The organism is Acinetobacter sp. ABJ_C1_1, from assembly GCF_044684115.1.
In the GTDB taxonomy this organism is placed as follows: domain Bacteria; phylum Pseudomonadota; class Gammaproteobacteria; order Pseudomonadales; family Moraxellaceae; genus Acinetobacter; species Acinetobacter nosocomialis_A.
The window spans coordinates 110303-130683 of sequence record NZ_JBITPU010000010.1 but is presented as its reverse complement, the minus strand read 5'-3'; the positions used below and the strand labels follow the sequence as shown (position 1 = coordinate 130683).

Below are 20381 nucleotides of genomic sequence, written 5' to 3'. Positions count from 1 at the left end.
TTAGTTTATAAATTTTGTCGATGCATTCATATAATGTGGGTTTTGCAATAATCGACTAAATAAAAAGACATGCCAGTGCTGATTGTGCTGGTGAAAATAACCTTGGCAATATTCTTTTAAATTTTCCTCCAAGTTTAAACTTTGAGAAAAAAAGCTTTTTTTATTAAAGTGTTGGATCCCCAATACCTGATCAACAACCAACCCCACATATTGGTCGTGATGGCTAATACATAACACTTTTTGGGCAGCCGAAAATGAACTTCGTTGCCCTGAAATAAAATGTGCCAAGTCAGAAACTGAAAGTAATCTTCCCCGAATATTTGCCAATCCCTTTACCCAACTTTGGGTATTTGGAACAGGTGTATATTTTGGTGGATAGATTACTTCTGACACTTCCCCAAGTGGTGCGACGAAGTATTGCCCTCTCATCTCAAAAGCAATTCCTGACCATCGCTCTGCTTCATTTTGGACTGAAGCGTAATTCTTGTTACCTCGTTTAGACAAACGAAGTAACTCGATAAATCCGTTCGCGGCCATACTCGATCCTATAAGACGGGTCTAGATCCCGCCATTTATGTTTTTATGAATGGATGAGTTAATTTAGAAATTGTTTAATTACATCGATCAATTGCTTTTCTTCAATCGGCTTAATCAAGTAATCAAGCGCGCCTTGACGTTTGCCCCATACTCGGTCAGTTGCCTGATCTTTAGTACTCACAATAACCACTGGAATATGCTTAGTGTCTTCATCACGAGTAATCTGACGTGTTGCCTGAAAGCCATTTACACCAGGCATTACAACATCCATTAACACTAAGTCAGGCTGTTCTGCTTTTGCCAAAGTTACACCATCTGCACCATTCGATGCTTCAAGTACATCATAGCCATGCTTGGTTAGAATTTCTCTAAAACGATAAGTTTCTGTTGGTGAGTCATCAACAATAAGAATACGTGCCATTTCTTTGCCCTTAAATTACTTAATTATGAACTTACATGATTACGAATCGCATTTAGCAATTCATCTTTGCTAAATGGTTTCGTCAAGTATTCATCTGAACCTACCACACGCCCTTTTGCCTGATCAAATAGACCATCTTTACTAGAGAGCATGATAACGGGAATGTTCTGATAACTTTGAGAGTTCTTAATCAGAGCACAAGTTTGATAACCGTCTAAACGAGGCATCATGATATCTACAAAAACGATATCTGGATTAGCTTCAGCAATTTTAGATAAAGCTTCAAATCCATCGACAGCAGTAATCACTTCACAACCTTCACGTTGCAATAATGTTTCTGCTGTACGGCGAATAGTTTTTGAGTCATCAATAACCATTACTTTCAGATTTTGGAACGCATCTTCCATTTAATCTTCCATCCCCATAACATAAAATATAAATGCAATTTAACTTAAATTTGTTTTTACAGATTTATACGCATTTTTAACATATCTATACTTCTATTTTCAATGAAAGGTTTTTGTCTACTTTCTCATTTATAAACAATAACTTTTAACCTCATCACACTTTCGAAAAAATTATCATTTTTTTTATAATATTAATATTTTTATTCAGTTAAATAATAACTAATATATTTAAGATTAACTATTTAAAAATAAGTGGCTTAGCTTTCTTTTTTGGGGAATTTTATGAATAAGCGGGTGAAATACGCCTTTTATAGGAACTGCTTGTCTGTATTTATAGGCATTGCCTCCTGCGGGGCACTGTTTTTATCTTCCCCAACTTTAGCTGCAAATGATGCTCCTAAAGCTGTCTGGTATCGCTATTATGATCAACATGGCATTGCCAATATCAGCACATCTGTAACCCCAGCTCATATCCGCTATGGATATGAAGCACTCGATCAAAATATGCAGGTCATTAAAAGAAATCATCCCTATAATTTAGAGGCTGATTTAAACCAATCCTCTCAGCGTGCATTATCAGCTCGGTACAGAGAAGAAGATAACAAGTTAAAAAAAGCATATAGCAATAGTAAAACTGCGGTAATTAAAAGAGACCAAGCTTTATTGGCAATAAAAAAACAAATGAATTATCAGCAAGAACAACTCAATCAGTTACAACAAGACAAAATTTTATTTAAACGTCAGGAAATGGAATATTTTCGTAAAGGTGAAAAAGTTCCTGAAAGGCATAAAACTTTGATTGAAAATAATCTAGTTAACATTTTAAAAGTTAAACAAACACTTGAAATACTTTCAAAAAATTATAATCGCACTAACAAAGAGTATGAAAATATTATCGAACGTTTAAAAAAGCTTGAATAAGCGCACAGCTTTATCAAGAATAGGGACAAAATAAAATTTGAATTACAGGATGATGCTGTATGCGCACAACGCATCTCACCCCTTCTACTTTTTTTAAATTAAGCTTGATCAGCCTGAGTTTGATTTTGGCTGCATGTCATCAGCAAGAAGCACCAAAAACAACAGCATCTGAACCTAAAAAAATTGAACTCATTCCTCAAGATTTAATTTCTGTAAAACAAGGTTCGCTTGCTGCTCAAACTGCTTTTACAGGAACTATTCGCGCACTACAGCAAAGTTCTATTCAAGCTCAAGTCAGTGCGACAGCAACATCCGTTAATGCAAATGTAGGTCAAAAAGTACAAAAAGGCCAAGTATTAGTCAGGTTAAATAATCAAGACAATGCTGCACGTTTAGCTCAGGCAGAAGCTAATCTTGCTTCTGCTCAGGCACAAGCAGAGCTCGCACGTAATTTAATGAATCGAAAACAAAGATTACTCAATCAAGGCTTTATTGCCCGTGTGGATTTTGAACAGAGTCAAGTAGATTATAAGGGTCAACTTGAAAGTGTTAGAGCTCAACAAGCCAATGTTGATATTGCTAAAAAAGCTGATCGGGACGGTATCATTACAAGCCCTATTTCAGGTGTGATTACTAAACGACAAGTTGAACCGGGACAGACTGTATCTGTTGGGCAAACACTATTTGAAATCGTTAATCCTGATCAATTAGAAATACAGGCAAAGTTGCCTATTGATCAACAATCTGCACTAAAAGTCGGTAGTTCTATTCAATATCAGATTCAGGGTAATTCAAAACAATTACACGCCATACTGACTCGAGTCTCACCTGTAGCAGACCAAGATAGTCGTCAAATTGAATTCTTTGCGGCTCCTAAAGAAGCGATTGATTCATTAAGTATCGGTGCATTCATTAATGGCATTATTTTGCAAAGTGATCGCAATCAAGGACAAACCATTCCTTTAGATAGTATTCAAAACCTGCAACAAGATCCTTTCGTATGGGTAATACGCAATCAGACTATTCAAAAGGTCAAGATTCGGGTAATTGAGCAACGTTACAATGAAAACATTGCTTTGGTACAAGGTTTACAAAGTACAGATCAAGTAAGTCGTATTCAGTTTGAAGATTCTGATATCAATAAAAAAGTGACGCTTACAGCCGAAAAAAATAAATAAGGTAGCAAATAGCTTATGTGGTTTACCCGAATCAGTGTGAAGTACCCCGTTTTTACCATTATGATGATGCTGTGCTTAATGGTACTCGGGTTAGCCTCTTGGAAACGCATGACGGTTGAAGAGTTTCCTAATGTAGATTTCCCATTTGTAGTGGTCACTACGCAATATGCCGGTGCTTCACCTGAAGCGGTTGAGTCTGATATTACCAAAAAACTCGAAGACCAAATCAACATGATTTCGGGCATTAAACAAATTACTTCACGTTCAAGTGAAGGGTCTTCGATGGTGATTGCCGAATTTAATCTTGATACCTCTTCAGCAATTGCTGCTCAAGATGTCCGCGACAAAATTGCTCCAGTTATCGCTCAATTTCGTGATGAAATTGATACGCCGATTGTGCAACGCTACGATCCTTCATCTAGCCCAATTATGTCGGTGGTATTTGAATCAAATACGATGAGCTTGGCTCAATTAAGTTCGTATGTAGATAAAAAAATTGTGCCGCAGCTTAAAACCGTTTCTGGTGTAGGTAATGTCAATTTACTAGGTGATGCTAAACGTCAAATTCGTATTAAAGTTCATCCTGAACAACTGCAAAGCTACGGTATTGGCATTGATCAGGTTATTAACACTCTAAAAAATGAAAACATAGAAGTTCCTGCAGGAACCTTACAACAAAAGAATTCTGAACTCGTGGTACAGATTCAATCAAAAGTTATTCATCCTTTTGGCTTTGGTGATTTGGTTATTGCCAATAAAAATGGCTCCCCTATTTTTCTAAAACAAGTGGCAACCGTTGAAGATACTCAAGCCGAACTACAATCCAGTGCTTTTTATAATGGAAGAACAGCCGTCTCTATCGATATTTTAAAAAGTTCAGATGCCAATGTAATTCAAGTCGTCGATAAAACTTACCAAACTTTAGAGAAGTTAAAAGCTCAAATGCCTGCGGGATTAAATTATAAAGTCGTGGCCGATAGCTCCAAAGGGATTCGCGCTTCAATTAAAGATGTAGTTCGTACCATTCTTGAAGGGGCAGGCTTAGCAGTTTTAATTGTTTTACTCTTTTTAGGTTCTTTCCGTTCTACCGTCATTACAGGTTTAACTTTACCCATTACCCTGCTTGGAACATTAACATTCATCTGGGCTTTTGGGTTTAGTATTAACATGATGACGCTGTTAGCCTTATCACTGAGTATCGGTCTGTTAATTGATGACGCGATTGTCGTTCGAGAAAACATTGTTAGGCATACAGAACTCGGCAAAGACCATGTCACCGCAGCTTTAGAAGGCACCAAAGAAATTGGATTAGCAGTACTCGCAACCACGCTTACCATTGTGGCGGTATTTTTACCTGTTGCTTTTATGGGCGGGTTAATTGGGCGTTTCTTCTACCAGTTTGGGGTAACTGTAAGTACAGCTGTTCTCATTTCTATGTTTATCAGTTTTACACTCGACCCAATGCTTTCAGCACATTGGAAAGACCCAGTAAAGAAAAAAGAAAGCCGACTACAACGTTTCTTTAATCATATTTCTAAATTATTAGATGGCCTTACCCATATTTATGAAAAGCTGTTGAAGCTTGCCCTACGCTTTCGTTTTATCACGGTCATTATTGCGATTGCTTCACTCGTCGCTGCCTTAGGTTTATCTAAATTGATTGGAACTGAATTTGTACCAGTCCCAGATAAAGGCGAAATTCGTATTCAGTTCGAGACGCCCGTCGATGCTTCTTTAGAATATACCCAAGCTAAGTTACATCAAGTTGATCAAATTATTAGACAATTCCCCGATGTGGTTTCTACCTACGGGGTTGTAAATAGCACAATAGACGCTGGTAAAAACCATGCTGGTTTAGGGGTGACTTTAAAACCAAAACAAGAACGTAGTTCAGACTTAACAACACTCAACAATGAGTTCCGTGATCGTTTGCAAACAGTAGCGGGTATTCATGTTACCTCCGTTGCTGCTGCTCAAGATTCAGTTTCTGGTGGTCAAAAGCCAATCATGATTTCGATTAAAGGGACTGATCTGAATGAACTTCAAAAGATTTCAAATCGGTTTATGACTGAAATGGGCAAAATTAAAGGTGTGGTCGATTTAGAAAGCTCATTAAAAGAACCAAAACCCACTTTAGGGGTTCATATTAACCGTGTACTGGCAAGTGACTTAGGGCTGTCTGTTTCTCAAGTTGCCAATGCAATTCGTCCATTAATTGCTGGTGACAATGTCACAACGTGGGAAGATCGTGACGGCGAAACTTATGACGTTAATATTCGATTAAATGAAAACAAACGCATGCTTCCTCAGGATGTGCAAAATTTATATCTCAACTCAAACAAAACTGGTGCAAACGGACAACCAATATTAGTTCCATTGAGTGCGGTAGCAACAACTGAGGAAAAACTCGGTGCATCACAAATTAATCGGCGTGATCTTGAACGCGAAGTACTCATTCAAGCCAATACGTCGGGACGCCCAAGTGGGGATATCGGCAAAGACATTGATAAAATGCAAAAAGCATTTAAGTTGCCTGCTGGTTATACCTTCAATACTCAAGGTGCCAATGCCGACATGGCCGAGTCTGCAGGTTATGCATTAACTGCGATTACTCTTTCCATTGTATTTATTTATATTGTGTTGGGTTCTCAGTTTAATAGTTTTATTCACCCTGCTGCGATTATGGCATCTTTACCCTTGTCATTGATTGGGGTATTTCTTGCCCTCTTCTTGTTTAGAAGTACCCTAAATCTATTTTCAATTATTGGCATTATTATGCTCATGGGGCTGGTAACCAAAAACGCGATTTTACTTATCGACTTTATTAAAAAGTCCATGGAACATGGGGAAAGTCGTTATGATGCTATTTTACAAGCAGGTAAAACCCGTTTACGCCCAATCTTAATGACCACAAGTGCGATGGTCATGGGTATGGTTCCATTAGCTTTAGGTTTGGGTGAAGGCGGAGAACAAAGTGCGCCAATGGCCCATGCTGTTATTGGTGGCGTAATCACCTCTACCCTGTTGACTCTTGTAGTTGTACCCGTCATTTTCACTTATCTGGATGACTTGAAAAACTTTATGCTGCGTCAAACTCGACGATTCATGTCATAATGCAGCAACTATCGTATAATCTGCGTTTTTACAACGCTTAACTTTTTTAGGACTTTTTCCATGCGCGCAAGCCGCTTTTTATTTGCAACGTTGAGAGAAACCCCAAACGATGCTGAAGTGATTTCACATCAGCTCATGTTACGTGCGGGGATGATTCGTAAATTGGCATCAGGTTTATATACATGGCTGCCGATGGGAACACGTGTGCTTAAAAAAGTTGATGCGATTGTTCGTGAAGAAATGAATCGTTCAGGTGCTATGGAAGTGTTCATGCCCGTGACTCAACCTGCAAACTTGTGGGAAGAATCAGGTCGTTATGAACAATACGGCCCTGAATTATTACGCTTCAAAGATCGTCACGACAACCCGTTTGTGCTTGGTCCTACACATGAAGAAGTAATCACGGATTTAGCACGTAACGAGCTAAAAAGTTATAAACAACTTCCTGTAAATTTCTATCAAATTCAAACCAAATTCCGTGATGAAATTCGTCCACGTTTTGGTGTAATGCGTTCACGCGAGTTCATTATGAAAGATGCATATTCTTTCCATGCAACTCAAGAATCATTACAAGAAACTTATGACGTGATGTACGACACTTATAGCCGTATTTTTAATCGCTTAGGTTTAGATTTCCGCCCAGTACAAGCAGATACTGGCTCGATTGGTGGTTCAGCTTCACATGAGTTCCATGTATTGGCTTCAAGTGGTGAAGATGACATCGCATTTTCAACTGAATCTGATTATGCAGCGAACGTTGAAATGGCTGAGGCTGTTTTAGTAGGTGAACGCGCAGCGCCTGCACAAGAATTTAAGTTGGTTGAAACACCAAACCAAAAAACAATTGCTGATGTATGCCAGTTCTTAAATGCTGATCCTAAACAATCAGTAAAAGCGTTATTGGTTCAAGGTGTTGCAGACGAAAAAGGCAATGTTCCTGTGGTTGCCCTATTCTTACGTGGCGATCACGAACTGAATGAAATTAAAGCTGAGAAACATCCTTTAGTTGCCGCTCCTCTTACATTTGCAACTGAAGAGCAACTTCAAGCATTTGGTTTAACGGCTGGCTTTACAGGTCCACAAGGTTTAGTTGAAAAAGGCTTAACTGTTATTGTTGATCGCGCTGCATCTGTTCTTTCTGATTTCGTTGCTGGTGCAAATGAAGCGGATAAACACGCAGTCGGCGTAAACTGGGAACGTGATGCCCAAATTACTGAAGTCTTTGATTTGCGTAATGTGGTTGAAGGCGACCCATCTCCAGATGGTAAAGGCACACTACAAATTAAACGCGGTATTGAAGTTGGTCATATTTTCCAGCTTGGTACTAAGTACTCTGAAGCTTTAGGCTGTAAAGTTTTAGGTGAAGATGGCAAACCATTTACTGTAACAATGGGTTGTTATGGTATTGGTGTAACACGTGTAGTTGCAGCTGCAATTGAACAAAACTACGATGATAAAGGTATTATTTGGCCACAAGCGATTGCACCTTTTGAAATCGCAATTGTTCCAATGAATGCGCACAAATCACCTCGTACGCTTGAAGCCGCTGAAGCACTTTATGCAGAACTTCAAGCTCAAGGTTTTGATGTATTACTTGATGACCGTAACGAACGTCCGGGCGTTAAATTCTCTGACCTTGAGTTAATGGGTATTCCACACCGTATCGTGATTGGTGAAAAAGGCCTTGATGCTGGTACGTTTGAATATAAAGGTCGCCGCGATGCTGAAGCGAGCAATTTAACTAAAGAAGAACTTTTAGCTAAATTAGCACGTTAATAAATACATAAATAAAAAAGCAGCTTTTAGAAGCTGCTTTTTTTACATTTAATTTTACGCCTCAACCGTTAAGTCTTTAATGGTTGCCGAAGATCCATTGGTTTTCACCGATTCAATTCCTTTATCACGTGATGCTTCACTGGCATAGAACTGACTCGTACCAATAATTTGATGATTTGCAGCTTTTAAATTGAAGTAAGGTTTCCCATTTTTTGCAGTTAAACGATCATATCGCCCATCGTCACCACTATTTTTTTGAACTGACTCAATACCATTGACTGCTGATGCTTTCGCTTTATATAGCTCACTATTTAAAATAATTTCGCCATTACTAGCTTTAAGTACAAAGCGATATTGTCCATCACTCGCTTGTGAAATCTCGTACCATCCTGCCATAAGAACCTCGTTTTTTTGTTGGTGTGGGTATGACTTTCGTTATTATTCTGGACGAAAGTTATTTGTTATTGATGACAATATAAATGAGCTGTGTAACTTTGGGTAGTCTACTTTTTATACATTATCGTAATAAAATTATAAGGATGTTGAAAGTTAAAAAGGTAGAGGTCTGATAGGCACCTCTACCGGAATGTAATTAAAATTAACAAATTAAGCTTTTTTTACAAATTCAGATTTTAATTTCATCTGACCAATACCATCAATTTTGCAATCAATATTATGGCCATCACTTGCATCGGGAACTAAACGAATTGTTTTTACTTTTGTTCCCACTTTAACAACCGAAGATGAACCTTTAATTTTTAAGTCTTTAATCACAGTGACACTATCGCCATCTGCCAAGACATTACCATTTGCATCTTTAATCACTTCTTGTTCATCAGCAATTGAAGCTTCCCCTTCCTTCCACTCATGTGAGCATTCAGGGCAAATTAATAAGTCGCCGTCTTGATAAGTATATTCTGATTGGCATTTTGGGCAATTTGGTAAAGACATAAAAAAATCTCAAAAAGTATATTATGCGAGATATGACTCATTTTTTAAAGTTTTAAATAAAAGACTTTTACCAAAAAAAAATTTATATATTCATTTCTCCTCTTTCTCTAATAAATAGTCTCTTAAAATAACCGCATGGTTATGCTCCACATCTTTTGCCGAAAATAAAAGAGTGACTCTATGCTTGGACACAATATCCTGTAACTCTTTAACTGCTGGGTTTGTTTCTAGTTCTTTTAAATAGCGCTGTTTGAACTCACTCCAATGCTCTAAGGACTCTGCATGAAACCACTTACGCAGTTCAGTTGAGGGGGCTATTTCTTTTAACCATAAATCTAAATGGGCATTTTCTTTACTTATCCCTCGACTCCATAGCCGATCAACTAATATTCGTTTTCCATCATTGGCACTTACATGTTCATAAATTCTTTTAATGTGTATTTCCATCTCTTTTTCTCACTAGACAGCCTGATTGTTTAGGCCTCATCAACACATTTAATATTTTGTTCTCTTTTAACCATAATTAAAAAGAAAAAAGTGAGTAGTTCTCTACTCACTTTTTTAGGGTGCCCACATTTTAAAAGGCGATTACTGATCTGGGATTTCGGCTTCTACTAACAGTGTTAATAACGACAAAGACTCCTGCCATCCTAAATAACACGCCTCTACAGGAATAACTTCCGGTATTCCTTCTTGGGTAATATGCACCTCTGTACCTACTAATACAGTTTTTAATGTAATGGTGACCTGCATAGTGCCAGGTAAATTTGAATCATCAAATTGGTCGTTATAACGAATTAATTCATTTGGAATGAGTTCGACATAAGTTCCCCCAAATGAATGTGTTGAACCTGTCGAAAAGTTGGTAAAACTCATTTTGTATGAGCCACCTATATTTGAATCAAAACTATGAATTTTCGCAGTAAAACCGTGGGGTGCCATCCACTTCACTAAAGCATCTGGGTCGAGAAAAGCACGATAAACCCGTTCAGCGGGTGCTTTAAATACACGATGTAATTTTACTGTACCTGTTGCCATTATATTCTCCTTGTTTTAAGTCCATTTAGGTTATAAAAATTGTGCTTAATAGCTTAAACCGTAGAATTTCTTTTAACGTATATTTTTGGTGTTTTTCCATTTATACCATCAGTTTCTGACAAAACTAAATTACGAAAACTAAGGCTGATTTTTTGATAAAAATGGAGCAAAATAGTCAGCAATCATAAAGAAACATATTGAATTTGAGATTAATTATGAGTCTGCTCGCTTTCTCCTCATATGCATTAAACGGTGTAGATGCACAGAAGTTTTTACAAGGCCAAGTGACTGTCGATACTGAGCGTTTAGCTGAAAATGAAACACGCTATACAGCCATTTGTGATCTTAAAGGTCGTATTCACTTTGGCCTGTGGCTAAAAAAGATTAACGCTGAAAGTTTTGAGATTGTTGTTACTCAAGATCAAGCTGAAGAGTTCACTAAGCATATTAAAAAATATGGTGCATTTTCAAAAATGACCTTAAGTGAACAAGGCACTGTGTTTCCAAAAGTTGTAAATGGACACACTGAGTTCAGTTCTACAGAAACTGATGTTTCCGAATGGCAAAAACAAGCCATCATGACGGGGCAAGCATGGATTGCTCAAGCAACTGAACATGAGTTCCAACCACAAGAATTACGTTTACATCAACGTGAAGGCGTCAATTACGATAAAGGCTGTTATTTAGGTCAGGAAATTGTGGCGCGCCTTTGGTTTAAAGCAAAACCAAAACACTGGTTACATTTAATTCAAGGCACAGGTGAAGCACCTGTTCCAGCAACTCAGTTAAATAACGATATTGAAGTGGTAAATAGTACACAAACCACTGACGGATATATTGCATTGGTTGTTGCGAAACCTGCTGCTCTAGCAGAACTTGGTCTTCAAGTTCTCGATTTGCCAGAAGCTTTAAGTGGTGATGTTGCTAGACCACAATAATTATATTTAGCAAATAAAAAGCCCGTGGATGACCCTGCGGGCTTTTTTATAGATACAAAATTCTAATAAATTCATTTAATTAGGGCATCAATTTTTTAATTTTTCTGTGCCATCATAATCGAGGTTGAAATCTAAGAGAAAAAATATGAAAACTAAACTTGCCACACTCATGTTAAGTTTGGCTTTTTTCGGTTCTGCTCATGCTGATGTAAAAACACTTGAACAAAATCTGAAGACAAATTATCCAGATTTACCTGTAAAGGGTGTTTATCAATCACCTGTGCAAGGTATTTATGAAGTATATACAAGCGGTCGTATTGTTTATACCAATCAAGATGCTAAATACTTCTTTGTAGGCAATTTAGTTGATATCAAACAACAAAAAAATATGACACAAGAACGAATTGCTGAATTGGGTAAAATTGATGTTAAAAGTCTTCCGCTAAATCAGGCAATTAAATATGTAAAAGGTAAAGGGGAACGTACTCTTTATATTTTCAGTGATCCTGATTGTCCTTACTGCCAACGTCTAGAACAAAACATGGTTGGGGTGGATAATGTAACGGTATATGTATTCTTATACCCACTGACCAGTTTGCACCCAAATGCTGAAAAAGTTTCAAACCAAATCTGGTGTTCAAAGAACCCATCTGAAGCTTGGACCAGTTATATGCTTAATCGCAAATTGCCGACTACTAGCAAAAGTTGCTCAAGCCCAATTCAAAAGAATATTGCTTTAGGTCAAAAATTAAATATCGATGGAACACCAACATTGTTCTTGCAAGATGGACAAAGAATCTCAGGTGTACCAAGTGATGCAAAACAAATTGAAGCATTACTTAAGTCAGTAAAATAAGACTATATGCCACTCTCTTAGCCAGAGTGGCATATCATTTTTCTCCACAGTTTGCTTTATAGACATCGTTTTATATACAAATCGGCTGTTTACTTTCATCCACCACTATTTATGATGAGAAGTTGAGTTGATTCAATACATCGACGGAATGATGTAGCTACGAAGTAAAAGGTTAAAAAGAAATGAAAAAATTACTCATCGCCAGCCTAATCGCCATTTCAAGTTCGTCCATTTTTGCGGCAGACAGTACAGCATCTGCGGCAAAAAATGATGTCTTTAAACAGGCAGAACAACTTTATGCAGCAAAAAATTATCCCGCTGCCTTTCAAGAAGTCCAGCGCCTTGCACAGACAGGAAATGCTCAAGCCATCTATAACTTAGGCTATATGACGCAAATGGGCCAAGGCACTGCCAAAGATAATGCCAAAGCTCTGAAATATTATGAAGATGCCTCCAACAAAGGTTATGCTCAGGCCAGTTATAGACTTGCGCAAATTTATGAAACTGGTGAATTAGGCGTTGCAAAAGACAGTAATAAATTTAGCCAATATGTACAAAAAGCATCAGCTCAAGGCTCTGATGATGCAACGGTAAAAATTGCGACCATTTTATTTGCACAGAAAAAGCCTCAATCTCATCAAATTGCTTTACAAAAGCTAGCACCTTTGATTAGAAAAGGAAACTACCCTGCTATTCAGGTCAAAGCACTTTATGATATTAGCCAAGGGGTTGAAAATAAAAACCCGCTAATGAAACGCCAAGGCATTGAAGCATTACAAGCGATCGCCCAAAAAGGTTATGCGCCAGCATCTATGGCTTTAGCGACCATGATGGCAAATGGAAATATCATTCCTCAAAACTTGCCTCAAGCAAAACAGATTTTTACTGAGCTTGCTAACCAAAATGTTCCTAACGCTAGAGAATCTTTAGCTTCAGTCGAAAAGATTATTGCTGAGAAGAATAAACAAGCTGCAGCTGCCCCTACACAGCCAGCATCTAAAAAATAGTAAAGAAACAATAGCCCCCCCGCATGGGGCTTTTCTTTTACCACCACAAAGCGATAAGCCCACTTACTCCAATAAAACCAATAATGGTGCTTATCATCAAAGGTGTTAATGCCCTTTCATTTAAACCGTATGCTTGCCCAAAAATACCAAAAGCAATTGGCATCGGCAGTGCCGCAATTAATGTTCCGGCATAGAGCATTTCTCGGCTCACATTTGGAGTCACTAAAAAAAGTGAAAATATCACAGTTGGCATGAAAACAACTTTAAACATGGCCAGCAATATACTTTGTAAATTTACTGCGGTAATACCAATCCCAACTAAACTTCCTCCAATGGCAAATAATGCTAATGGCGAGGCTGTCTTTCCTAACAGTTCTAAGGCTTGAGCAAGTTTTGAAGGTAAATGAATGCCGAGCAAAATACAGCTCATTCCAACCAGAATTGCAATAATTACAGGGTTTTTAAGTAAGTTAATAAAAGTCTTTTTAAGAAGTGGTAAAAGTTGCTGTTGTTGATGCAAACCGGCTTCAGCCAAAATGAGCATTAAAGCGACGATTAATAAGTTTTCAATAATTAAAGTTAAAGATATATAGATCGCAGCATGGCTACCAATGAGCATAGTCAAAATAGCCGTACCCATAAAGCCTGTATTCGACATAGAAGCCCCCATAGAAATAACGGCGCTATGGGTTAGGCTATTCTTAAAAAACTTTCGATAAATGATAAAAGCCAGAGTAAACAAGATTAAAGAGCCACCACCATAAGCAATAAAATAAGCGGGGTGCCAAATCTCTTGTAAGTTTTTATTGGCTAAAGACTGAATTAAAAATGCAGGAAGAGCAATTTTAATAACAAATGCGCTCAGGGCCTTAATCTGCTCAGGTGTTACCAATTTAATAAGGACACTACAGTACCCCATCAACAACAAAAGTAAGATTGGTAAAATTACCTGAAAAACCACAGAATGTTCCCTCACTCATCTCAAAATAAGAACGGGCAAATCTTAATTTGCCCGCTGATAAACTAAAAAGAATCAAAAAGCTGTTTTAAGCCATGTGGCTGACAACGCAAATATTGAGGTGCAATTTTAACTTTTGCTCCAAGTGTAGCGGCTGCATGCCACGGCCAACGCGGGTCATATAACATAGCACGAGCAAGGCCTATTGCATCAGCTTGCTGATTTTCTAAAATTTGTTCAGCATGTTCTGGCTCGGTAATCAGCCCTACCGCAATCACAGGAATAGACACATGCTTCTTAACCTGTTCTGCAAACGGAACTTGGTAGCCCGCTCCAATGGTAATATTTTGATGTTCATGTAAACCACCGCTAGACACATGAATATAAGCTGCTCCTAGCTGCTCTAAAGCTTTTGATAAACCAACCGTAGATTCAATATCCCACTGTTCGTTACCATCCATCCAATCAGTTGCAGATAGACGTACTCCTACTGGATAACCTTCAGGAACCGCGAGCTTAATTGCTTGAAGTACTTCAAGTGTCATACGCATACGGTTTTCTAAAGAACCGCCATATTCATCTGTTCGTTGATTCGCAATTGGCGATAAAAATTGATGCAACAAGTAGCCATGTGCTGCATGTACTTCAATTAGCTCAAAGCCAGCTTCAACTGCACGTTTTGCCGCAGCTGCAAAGTCTTGTTGAACTTGTTTAATTTCATCGATTGTTAATGCATGTGGCGCTGCATCGTGAACTGAAAAGGTACTTGTACTTGGAGCAACTGTTTGCCAGCCATGTGGCTGATTTTTTGCAATTTGGCCTTTACCCAACCACGGCTTTTCAGTCGATGCTTTACGTCCAGCATGCGCTAACTGAATTCCAAATGGCATAGGAGAAAGTGTTTTAACTTTCCCTAATAAAGTTTTGATCTGGTCACGTTGCTGATCATTCCAAAGTCCAAGATCTGCATAACTAATTCGACCTTCCGCTTGTACAGCAGTAGCTTCTACAATACATAACCCAGCTCCAGACAACGCGTAATTTGCCCATTGCTGTTCATGCCAATAGGTAATTTCGCCTTCATCAGTTGCCGAATACTGGCACATTGGGGCAATTACAATTCTATTGACCAGTTGTAGTGAATCAAAATTAACCGTTTCAAATAATTTTGCCATTTTAAATTCCTAGAATTGTTTAATTACACGTAAACCTGCGCTCCAGTTACGCCCATCAGCGGGTTCAAAGTAACGGTCATTACCGTCATTCACAATCACTGAACCTGCATAATTTTTATCAAACAAGTTATCTACGCGAGCAAAGCTTTTGACTTTCCAATCACCTAAATCCCATGCATAACCAATATTTGCTGAAGTTACACTGTAGCTCGGCGCTGCGTCACTGTTGGTATCATTCACGTATACTTTGTCCATATACTGTACATCTACACCACCATATATGCCGTGGCTCGGTTGCCAAGCTAAAGAGACAAAAGTCTGATTTTTAGCAATACCCGGAATCGCATTTCCTGATGGAATTTGAGCAATATTTCCCAAAGCTAGAATATCAGCATCAAAAGTTGCATCTAAATAGGCATAGCTTGCAGTTGCTGTTAAATCTCTCCACAACTTTTTGTTCCATGCGAACTCCACTCCTTCACGCAAAGTTTTATCTGCGTTACGGAAGGTTGAACGTCCGTTTGAGCTTCCTGCTGAAACAATGTCATTTTTGGTTTTAGTTTGAAAAACTGCCAAAGTAAAATCACCTAATTTGTTTCGTGATTTTAAACCAGCTTCATAGGTATCACTGGTCGATGGTTTTAAGTCAAAATTAAAACCTGGCTTTGTCGTATCAGTTTGATATGCCATTTCAGTAAAGGTTGGTGTTTCAAAACCTTTGGCATAACTTACATATGCCATGAGCTCAGGTAGAATTTGCCAGCTTAAAGCAGCAGAAGGTAAAACTTTATCGTAATCGGTCTTACCACTATCGTCGCCATTACTTAAATAGTTATCTTTAGATTTGTAATGCACATTACTATAGCGTACACCACTGTCTAAACGCCATGTGGGTAAGAACTGCCATGAAGCTTGTAAATATGGATCAATATTCCACAAAGTATTATCTTCATCACGACGTAATTTACCTTTAACACCGTAAGAAGGTTGGCCGTTTACCAAGTTAAAATTTTCATACCCTTTACGATCTTCATCCATCGCATCAAGTGCAACACCGAGGCTTACAGTGGTATTTGGAAGTAACTCTTTACCTGTCCAACGGAAATCAGCACCATAATAATTACGTTCGAAATCAATCACGCCACCGGCATGATTAATACTGGCATCTTGTGTCGATTTAGGTATAGATTGATACTGAGTGACTTGTCGATTACCTAAATATGCCATGGCATAGAGTTCATTTTTATCATTAATTGGCTTAGACCATGTCACCCCTGTTTGGGTTTGCTCAATGTCTTTACGGACATTAAATTGCTTTAAAAAAGGCACTTGTTGCTTTGGGTTCCCATTCCACTGGTCATGCGTTAAGCCTTGCGGATCGTCTGCATTAATTTTGACATAGTTAGTCACCCAGTTGATTTTACTACCATCATCAAGATTCCAACTGAGCTTTGCATTATTTAATACTTTTTCTGCACCACTATGTTCTCGGTAACCATCAGTATCGAAGTAAGATGAACTAATAATATAACTTGGCTCATTCTCACCCTTTGCTCCACCTTGTAACACTAACCCTGCTCGGCTTTTATCGTGACTGCCGCCCGAATAACTGAGCTCAATTGAGTCTTTCCCTTGCCCTTCTTTAGTAGACGTTAAAATTGTCCCGCCCGATGAGTTTCCATAAAGTGAAGAGAAAGGCCCTGTTAGAATTTCAACATGGTCCAGACTACTTAAATCAATATTAGAGGTTTGGCCTTGCCCATCTGGCATTGTTGCGGGAATACCATCCACATAAAGGCGAATACCTCGAACACCAAAAGTAGAACGTGCACCAAAACCACGCATAGATAGCTGCAAATCTTGCGCATAATTTTCACGATTACGAATCTGTAAGCTCGGAATACCTTTCACAACTTCAGTTAAATTGACTTGCGAAGAAGTATCAGCTTGAGGTGCATCTATTCGAAAAACCGAAGCAGGTGTTTGTAAGTAAGTCGTATCGGTACGCGTTGCTTCCACATGTAAAGTAGGCAATTTGGCAACGTCTTGGGTTAAGTCTTCTGCCCAAACGAGTGGACTCGAAATGCAGCCCATACTCATCAAAATACAGTAATGAAGTCGGTCTAAGCGTAATAAGGACATGCTTATTTCCTTTATTTATATTGTAGTTATCATAACAAAAAGCTGTGTCTTGTCTGGATATTGAATTCGATCTGCATAGTTGTAAATTTAGAACACTATTTCGTTATTTAAAAATTAATTTCTAAATTTTAATTATCGACTTAACGAAGGATGATCTTTCCAGCAATATCGTTCAGGCCAGTCTTTTGCTTCTTCAGCGTAATCAATTCCAATGCGTGGCGTTAAAACAACTTCTGGTTGTGTAGTGGCCGCTTCAATCCATAGCCCAGATTCTTCACCTAGAGTCTGGCCTTTTAAACTACGGTCAATACCCAAATAACGTGTCAGTTTGCCCGGTCCAGCTAAAAGCTTATATTCTTTTTTTGTTGAAGCATTACTTAAAAATACAGACCGAATCATCACTCCTTCAGGCACACCCTCTGTTTGAGTAATAATGTTGAGCATTTCATACATGCCATAAATTAAATAGACGTAAATCGTACCACCATGGCGATACATCACTTCTGTTCGTGCGGTACGTTTGTCATTGTAGCTATGGCAGGCTTTATCACGCACGCCCAAATAAGCTTCTGTTTCACTAATTGTACAGCGGATAACTTGTCCATCAGGCTGTCGCTTACATAATACGCAGCCGATTAAATCATATGCTACTTCCGAAGTTTCTCGTTGAAACCAGCTTAATGGTAAAATATCTGACATAGTATTCTCTGAAATATTACATACCACACGTTATACTTGATTAATCCAGTATATCTGTTAATTCTGCGAGTTGGCATGCCTGAGTTACCCGAAGTCGAAACCACTAAAACCAGTCTATTCCCCTTATTGAATCAAAAAGTTCTAAGTGTTGAAGTACGTAATCCGAGCTTACGCTGGCCTATACCAGAAGACATTCAAAAACTCGTTGGGCAACGTCTCATTGGTTTAAATCGACGTTCAAAATATATTTTGGCAGAGTTTGAACAAGATCAAATGCTCTGGCATTTAGGCATGTCAGGAAGTTTTCGTCTAACCGAGCCAAATGATGAACTAAGAAAACATGACCACCTGATTATTCAATTTGAAGATCAGCAGTTACGTTACCATGACCCACGTCGTTTCGGTTGCATCCTTTGGCTTAACCCTGAAACTCAAGGCAAACTCATAGATACTTTGGGGCCAGAGCCTTTAAGTACTGATTTTCATGCAGAATATTTAGCTTCTAAGCTAAAGAATAAATCTGTCGGCATAAAAATTGCACTTATGGATAATCATGTAGTGGTTGGTGTAGGCAATATTTATGCAACTGAAAGCTTATTTAATGTTGGCATTCACCCAGCACAACCTGCTGGTGATTTGACTATGCAACAAATTGAGAAACTCGTTGTCGAGATTAAACGAATTTTAAAGTCGGCAATTGATTTAGGTGGCTCAACGTTACGTGACTACAGTAATGCTATGGGTGAAAATGGTTATTTTCAGCAAACACTTCTTGCTTATGGCCGTGCTGGAGAAATGTGTGTTAACTGTGAAACCCAATTAGAAAATTTAAAACTTGGGCAGCGTGCCAGTGTATTTTGCCCACAGTGCCAACCACTTAAAAAGCTGAGAAAGCCTTAATTTTTTGGAGGAAGACAACATGCAAACAGCAATTGTCCGACATATTTTAGTCAAAGATAAAGACTTAGCTGAACAGCTAAAAAAGAAGCTACAAAGTGGTGCAGACTTTGCCAAACTTGCCAAGCAATATTCCACCTGTAATTCAGCTAAACGTGGCGGTGAACTTGGCGAAGTCAAAAAAGGACAGTTGGTACCTGTTATCGACAAAGTCGTTTTTACAGCTGCTGAACGCGTGTTGCAAGGCCCTATTAAAAGCCAGTTTGGCTATCATCTTTTAGAAGTTAAATTCCGAATGGGCAGCTTACGCTGATTCCATTAATTTAATTATGGTTTTTCAGAAGATTGAGCCTGTGCATTCATTTGATATGTCCAGGCTTTAATATATTCACCCGACTCTAGTTTCACATCAGCGATGACACGCTGGTATTGAAAACCTTCAAAATCATCTAGCATCTGCCAGTTTTCAGCAAGTTTTTCTGTGCTAAACACATAACCTTCTATCCAATCGGCTTGCGAATCTAACTCAAGTGCTTTTAAACCTTTATCAGGTCCCCAATCTAAAATATGAATTACGCCTCGTACACTGGCTTTTGTCCAGTGACCATCGATTTGTTCTAAAATATGAGCATTAGCTTGATTCGGACATAAAGTGCCATATACAAATAGCTGATTCATTAATTCTCACCCCTTTAACAATATGCCCAGTTAAAACGAATTGTAAGTTTATCAATATATAGGGCCATACTTAAAATTAAAAAAAATAATTGATCAATAAAAAACGGCACTCTAGGTACCGTTTTTTATTTGAAATCTACTTAAGCTTGCTTTTTCAACTCATCACGAATTTCACGCAACAATTGCACATCTTCAGGAGTTGCAGCTGGAGCTTCTGGCTCATTCTTATCACGGCGAAGTCTGTTTAATAATTTCACCATTAAGAACACAACCCAAGCCAAAATAAGGAAGTTAATTAAAATGGTTAGGAAGTTACCGTAGGTCAATACGTTGATACCTGCTTTTTGTAAGGCATCCAAAGATTGTAAATTATTAGGGTTTGCACCTAATACGATAAATTTTTGAGAGAAATCAACACCACCACCAGTAATTACAGTGATAAGCGGCATGATGATATCTTTTACTAAAGAGTCTACGATTTTGCCAAAAGCACCACCAATAATTACACCAATGGCTAAATCCATCATATTGCCTTTAATGGCAAATTCTTTAAATTCTTGAATAATACTCATCTAAACATCTCCAGATGTTGGGGGGAGGAACACATCATATTTTTCTTTTTCAATGGCCTCTTATCCATTTAGATAGTACTCGCCATGATATTGATAATTTAATATTTTTTTCAAAA

At 38.2% G+C, this 20381-nt stretch carries 22 protein-coding genes; 9 read left to right on the top strand and 13 right to left on the bottom strand.

Translation table 11 applies throughout. From position 1 onward, the window contains the following. The 3 genes from ACG59Z_RS12770 to pilG are packed head-to-tail and all read right to left on the bottom strand — an operon-like array spanning window position 1 to window position 1365. Window positions 1-537 (bottom strand): chemotaxis protein CheW, encoded by a 537-nt coding sequence (locus tag ACG59Z_RS12770; protein ID WP_263614516.1) that lies wholly within the window; start codon window positions 535-537, stop codon window positions 1-3. A 58-nt stretch (window positions 538-595) separates the two neighbouring features. Then, window positions 596-958 (bottom strand): PleD family two-component system response regulator, encoded by a 363-nt coding sequence (locus ACG59Z_RS12765; RefSeq protein WP_004705774.1) that lies wholly within the window; start codon window positions 956-958, stop codon window positions 596-598. A 23-nt stretch (window positions 959-981) separates the two neighbouring features. After that, on the bottom strand, window positions 982-1365 hold the full coding sequence (gene pilG, locus ACG59Z_RS12760; protein WP_263614517.1) for a twitching motility response regulator PilG: 384 nt from the start codon (window positions 1363-1365) through the stop codon (window positions 982-984). 282 nt (window positions 1366-1647) lie between these two features. Between pilG and ACG59Z_RS12755 the strand changes: the two genes are divergently transcribed. The 4 genes from ACG59Z_RS12755 to ACG59Z_RS12740 are packed head-to-tail and all read left to right on the top strand — an operon-like array spanning window position 1648 to window position 8354. Further along, window positions 1648-2286, top strand: coding sequence for a hypothetical protein (locus ACG59Z_RS12755; protein WP_400199725.1), 639 nt, complete (start codon window positions 1648-1650; stop codon window positions 2284-2286). 59 nt (window positions 2287-2345) lie between these two features. Next, window positions 2346-3464, top strand: coding sequence for an efflux RND transporter periplasmic adaptor subunit (locus ACG59Z_RS12750; RefSeq protein WP_400199724.1), 1119 nt, complete (start codon window positions 2346-2348; stop codon window positions 3462-3464). Window positions 3465-3479: 15 nt separating this feature from the next. After that, window positions 3480-6578, top strand: a complete 3099-nt coding sequence (locus tag ACG59Z_RS12745) for an efflux RND transporter permease subunit (protein ID WP_400199723.1) — start codon at window positions 3480-3482, stop codon at window positions 6576-6578. A gap of 60 nt (window positions 6579-6638) precedes the next feature. Next, a complete protein-coding gene (locus ACG59Z_RS12740) occupies window positions 6639-8354 on the top strand; it encodes a proline--tRNA ligase (RefSeq protein ID WP_400199722.1) in 1716 nt (571 codons plus the stop codon). 54 nt (window positions 8355-8408) lie between these two features. Here the strand turns inward: ACG59Z_RS12740 and ACG59Z_RS12735 are convergent, their stop codons facing one another. The 4 genes from ACG59Z_RS12735 to ACG59Z_RS12720 form a co-directional block, all read right to left on the bottom strand. Further along, window positions 8409-8750 carry a YegP family protein gene (locus ACG59Z_RS12735; protein WP_400199721.1) on the bottom strand — a complete coding sequence of 114 codons (342 nt, stop codon included), beginning with the start codon at window positions 8748-8750 and terminating at the stop codon, window positions 8409-8411. 210 nt (window positions 8751-8960) lie between these two features. Next, window positions 8961-9305, bottom strand: a complete 345-nt coding sequence (locus tag ACG59Z_RS12730) for a zinc ribbon domain-containing protein YjdM (protein ID WP_019457546.1) — start codon at window positions 9303-9305, stop codon at window positions 8961-8963. Between the two features lie 90 nt (window positions 9306-9395). Next, window positions 9396-9752: a DUF488 domain-containing protein gene (locus ACG59Z_RS12725; protein ID WP_400199720.1), complete on the bottom strand. Its 357-nt coding sequence runs from the start codon at window positions 9750-9752 to the stop codon at window positions 9396-9398. Window positions 9753-9893: 141 nt separating this feature from the next. Then, window positions 9894-10346: an SRPBCC family protein gene (locus tag ACG59Z_RS12720; protein ID WP_400199729.1), complete on the bottom strand. Its 453-nt coding sequence runs from the start codon at window positions 10344-10346 to the stop codon at window positions 9894-9896. 212 nt (window positions 10347-10558) lie between these two features. Here ACG59Z_RS12720 and ACG59Z_RS12715 point away from each other — a divergent pair, with 212 nt between their 5' ends. The 3 genes from ACG59Z_RS12715 to ACG59Z_RS12705 all read left to right on the top strand — a co-directional run bounded on the left by ACG59Z_RS12715 (window position 10559) and on the right by ACG59Z_RS12705 (window position 13144). Further along, window positions 10559-11281: a YgfZ/GcvT domain-containing protein gene (locus ACG59Z_RS12715; protein ID WP_400199719.1), complete on the top strand. Its 723-nt coding sequence runs from the start codon at window positions 10559-10561 to the stop codon at window positions 11279-11281. A 145-nt stretch (window positions 11282-11426) separates the two neighbouring features. Then, a complete protein-coding gene (locus tag ACG59Z_RS12710; protein ID WP_400199718.1) occupies window positions 11427-12137 on the top strand; it encodes a DsbC family protein in 711 nt (236 codons plus the stop codon). Window positions 12138-12319: 182 nt separating this feature from the next. Beyond that, complete coding sequence (locus ACG59Z_RS12705) at window positions 12320-13144, top strand: tetratricopeptide repeat protein (protein ID WP_400199717.1); 825 nt, start codon at window positions 12320-12322, stop codon at window positions 13142-13144. A gap of 37 nt (window positions 13145-13181) precedes the next feature. Here the strand turns inward: ACG59Z_RS12705 and ACG59Z_RS12700 are convergent, their stop codons facing one another. The 4 genes from ACG59Z_RS12700 to ACG59Z_RS12685 form a co-directional block, all read right to left on the bottom strand. Further along, complete coding sequence (locus ACG59Z_RS12700) at window positions 13182-14105, bottom strand: AEC family transporter (protein ID WP_400199716.1); 924 nt, start codon at window positions 14103-14105, stop codon at window positions 13182-13184. Window positions 14106-14167: 62 nt separating this feature from the next. Further along, window positions 14168-15277 carry an NADH:flavin oxidoreductase/NADH oxidase gene (locus ACG59Z_RS12695; RefSeq protein WP_019457539.1) on the bottom strand — a complete coding sequence of 370 codons (1110 nt, stop codon included), beginning with the start codon at window positions 15275-15277 and terminating at the stop codon, window positions 14168-14170. Window positions 15278-15286: 9 nt separating this feature from the next. Beyond that, window positions 15287-17419: a TonB-dependent receptor family protein gene (locus ACG59Z_RS12690; RefSeq protein ID WP_400199715.1), complete on the bottom strand. Its 2133-nt coding sequence runs from the start codon at window positions 17417-17419 to the stop codon at window positions 15287-15289. Window positions 17420-17551: 132 nt separating this feature from the next. Further along, window positions 17552-18118 carry a DNA-3-methyladenine glycosylase gene (locus tag ACG59Z_RS12685; RefSeq protein WP_400199714.1) on the bottom strand — a complete coding sequence of 189 codons (567 nt, stop codon included), beginning with the start codon at window positions 18116-18118 and terminating at the stop codon, window positions 17552-17554. A gap of 75 nt (window positions 18119-18193) precedes the next feature. On the opposite strand from ACG59Z_RS12685, the gene mutM reads away from it, so the two are divergent. Together mutM and ACG59Z_RS12675 are read left to right on the top strand one after the other, a co-directional pair. After that, entirely contained in the window at window positions 18194-19018 is an 825-nt protein-coding gene (gene mutM / locus ACG59Z_RS12680; RefSeq protein WP_400199713.1) for a bifunctional DNA-formamidopyrimidine glycosylase/DNA-(apurinic or apyrimidinic site) lyase, read from the top strand. 19 nt (window positions 19019-19037) lie between these two features. Further along, window positions 19038-19328: a peptidylprolyl isomerase gene (locus tag ACG59Z_RS12675; RefSeq protein WP_002051379.1), complete on the top strand. Its 291-nt coding sequence runs from the start codon at window positions 19038-19040 to the stop codon at window positions 19326-19328. A 14-nt stretch (window positions 19329-19342) separates the two neighbouring features. Here the strand turns inward: ACG59Z_RS12675 and ACG59Z_RS12670 are convergent, their stop codons facing one another. Then, window positions 19343-19693 carry a gamma-glutamylcyclotransferase family protein gene (locus ACG59Z_RS12670; protein WP_400199711.1) on the bottom strand — a complete coding sequence of 117 codons (351 nt, stop codon included), beginning with the start codon at window positions 19691-19693 and terminating at the stop codon, window positions 19343-19345. Window positions 19694-19833: 140 nt separating this feature from the next. After that, entirely contained in the window at window positions 19834-20265 is a 432-nt protein-coding gene (gene mscL / locus ACG59Z_RS12665) for a large conductance mechanosensitive channel protein MscL (protein ID WP_032055316.1), read from the bottom strand. Between the last annotated feature and the right edge of the window lie 116 nt (window positions 20266-20381).

Bases quoted from the DNA above. Each gene is read 5' to 3' on its own strand.
- ACG59Z_RS12725 (WP_400199720.1), bottom strand. From the start codon at position 9,752: ATGGAAATACACATTAAAAGAATTTATGAACATGTAAGTGCCAATGAT.
- mutM (WP_400199713.1), top strand. From the start codon at position 18,194: ATGCCTGAGTTACCCGAAGTCGAAACCACTAAAACCAGTCTATTCCCC.
- ACG59Z_RS12740 (WP_400199722.1), top strand. From the start codon at position 6,639: ATGCGCGCAAGCCGCTTTTTATTTGCAACGTTGAGAGAAACCCCAAAC.
- ACG59Z_RS12715 (WP_400199719.1), top strand. From the start codon at position 10,559: ATGAGTCTGCTCGCTTTCTCCTCATATGCATTAAACGGTGTAGATGCA.
- ACG59Z_RS12770 (WP_263614516.1), bottom strand. From the start codon at position 537: ATGGCCGCGAACGGATTTATCGAGTTACTTCGTTTGTCTAAACGAGGT.
- ACG59Z_RS12735 (WP_400199721.1), bottom strand. From the start codon at position 8,750: ATGGCAGGATGGTACGAGATTTCACAAGCGAGTGATGGACAATATCGC.
- ACG59Z_RS12695 (WP_019457539.1), bottom strand. From the start codon at position 15,277: ATGGCAAAATTATTTGAAACGGTTAATTTTGATTCACTACAACTGGTC.
- ACG59Z_RS12750 (WP_400199724.1), top strand. From the start codon at position 2,346: ATGCGCACAACGCATCTCACCCCTTCTACTTTTTTTAAATTAAGCTTG.
- pilG (WP_263614517.1), bottom strand. From the start codon at position 1,365: ATGGAAGATGCGTTCCAAAATCTGAAAGTAATGGTTATTGATGACTCA.
- ACG59Z_RS12730 (WP_019457546.1), bottom strand. From the start codon at position 9,305: ATGTCTTTACCAAATTGCCCAAAATGCCAATCAGAATATACTTATCAA.
- ACG59Z_RS12745 (WP_400199723.1), top strand. From the start codon at position 3,480: ATGTGGTTTACCCGAATCAGTGTGAAGTACCCCGTTTTTACCATTATG.
- mscL (WP_032055316.1), bottom strand. From the start codon at position 20,265: ATGAGTATTATTCAAGAATTTAAAGAATTTGCCATTAAAGGCAATATG.
- ACG59Z_RS12765 (WP_004705774.1), bottom strand. From the start codon at position 958: ATGGCACGTATTCTTATTGTTGATGACTCACCAACAGAAACTTATCGT.
- ACG59Z_RS12685 (WP_400199714.1), bottom strand. From the start codon at position 18,118: ATGTCAGATATTTTACCATTAAGCTGGTTTCAACGAGAAACTTCGGAA.
- ACG59Z_RS12690 (WP_400199715.1), bottom strand. From the start codon at position 17,419: ATGTCCTTATTACGCTTAGACCGACTTCATTACTGTATTTTGATGAGT.
- ACG59Z_RS12755 (WP_400199725.1), top strand. From the start codon at position 1,648: ATGAATAAGCGGGTGAAATACGCCTTTTATAGGAACTGCTTGTCTGTA.
- ACG59Z_RS12675 (WP_002051379.1), top strand. From the start codon at position 19,038: ATGCAAACAGCAATTGTCCGACATATTTTAGTCAAAGATAAAGACTTA.
- ACG59Z_RS12710 (WP_400199718.1), top strand. From the start codon at position 11,427: ATGAAAACTAAACTTGCCACACTCATGTTAAGTTTGGCTTTTTTCGGT.
- ACG59Z_RS12705 (WP_400199717.1), top strand. From the start codon at position 12,320: ATGAAAAAATTACTCATCGCCAGCCTAATCGCCATTTCAAGTTCGTCC.
- ACG59Z_RS12670 (WP_400199711.1), bottom strand. From the start codon at position 19,693: ATGAATCAGCTATTTGTATATGGCACTTTATGTCCGAATCAAGCTAAT.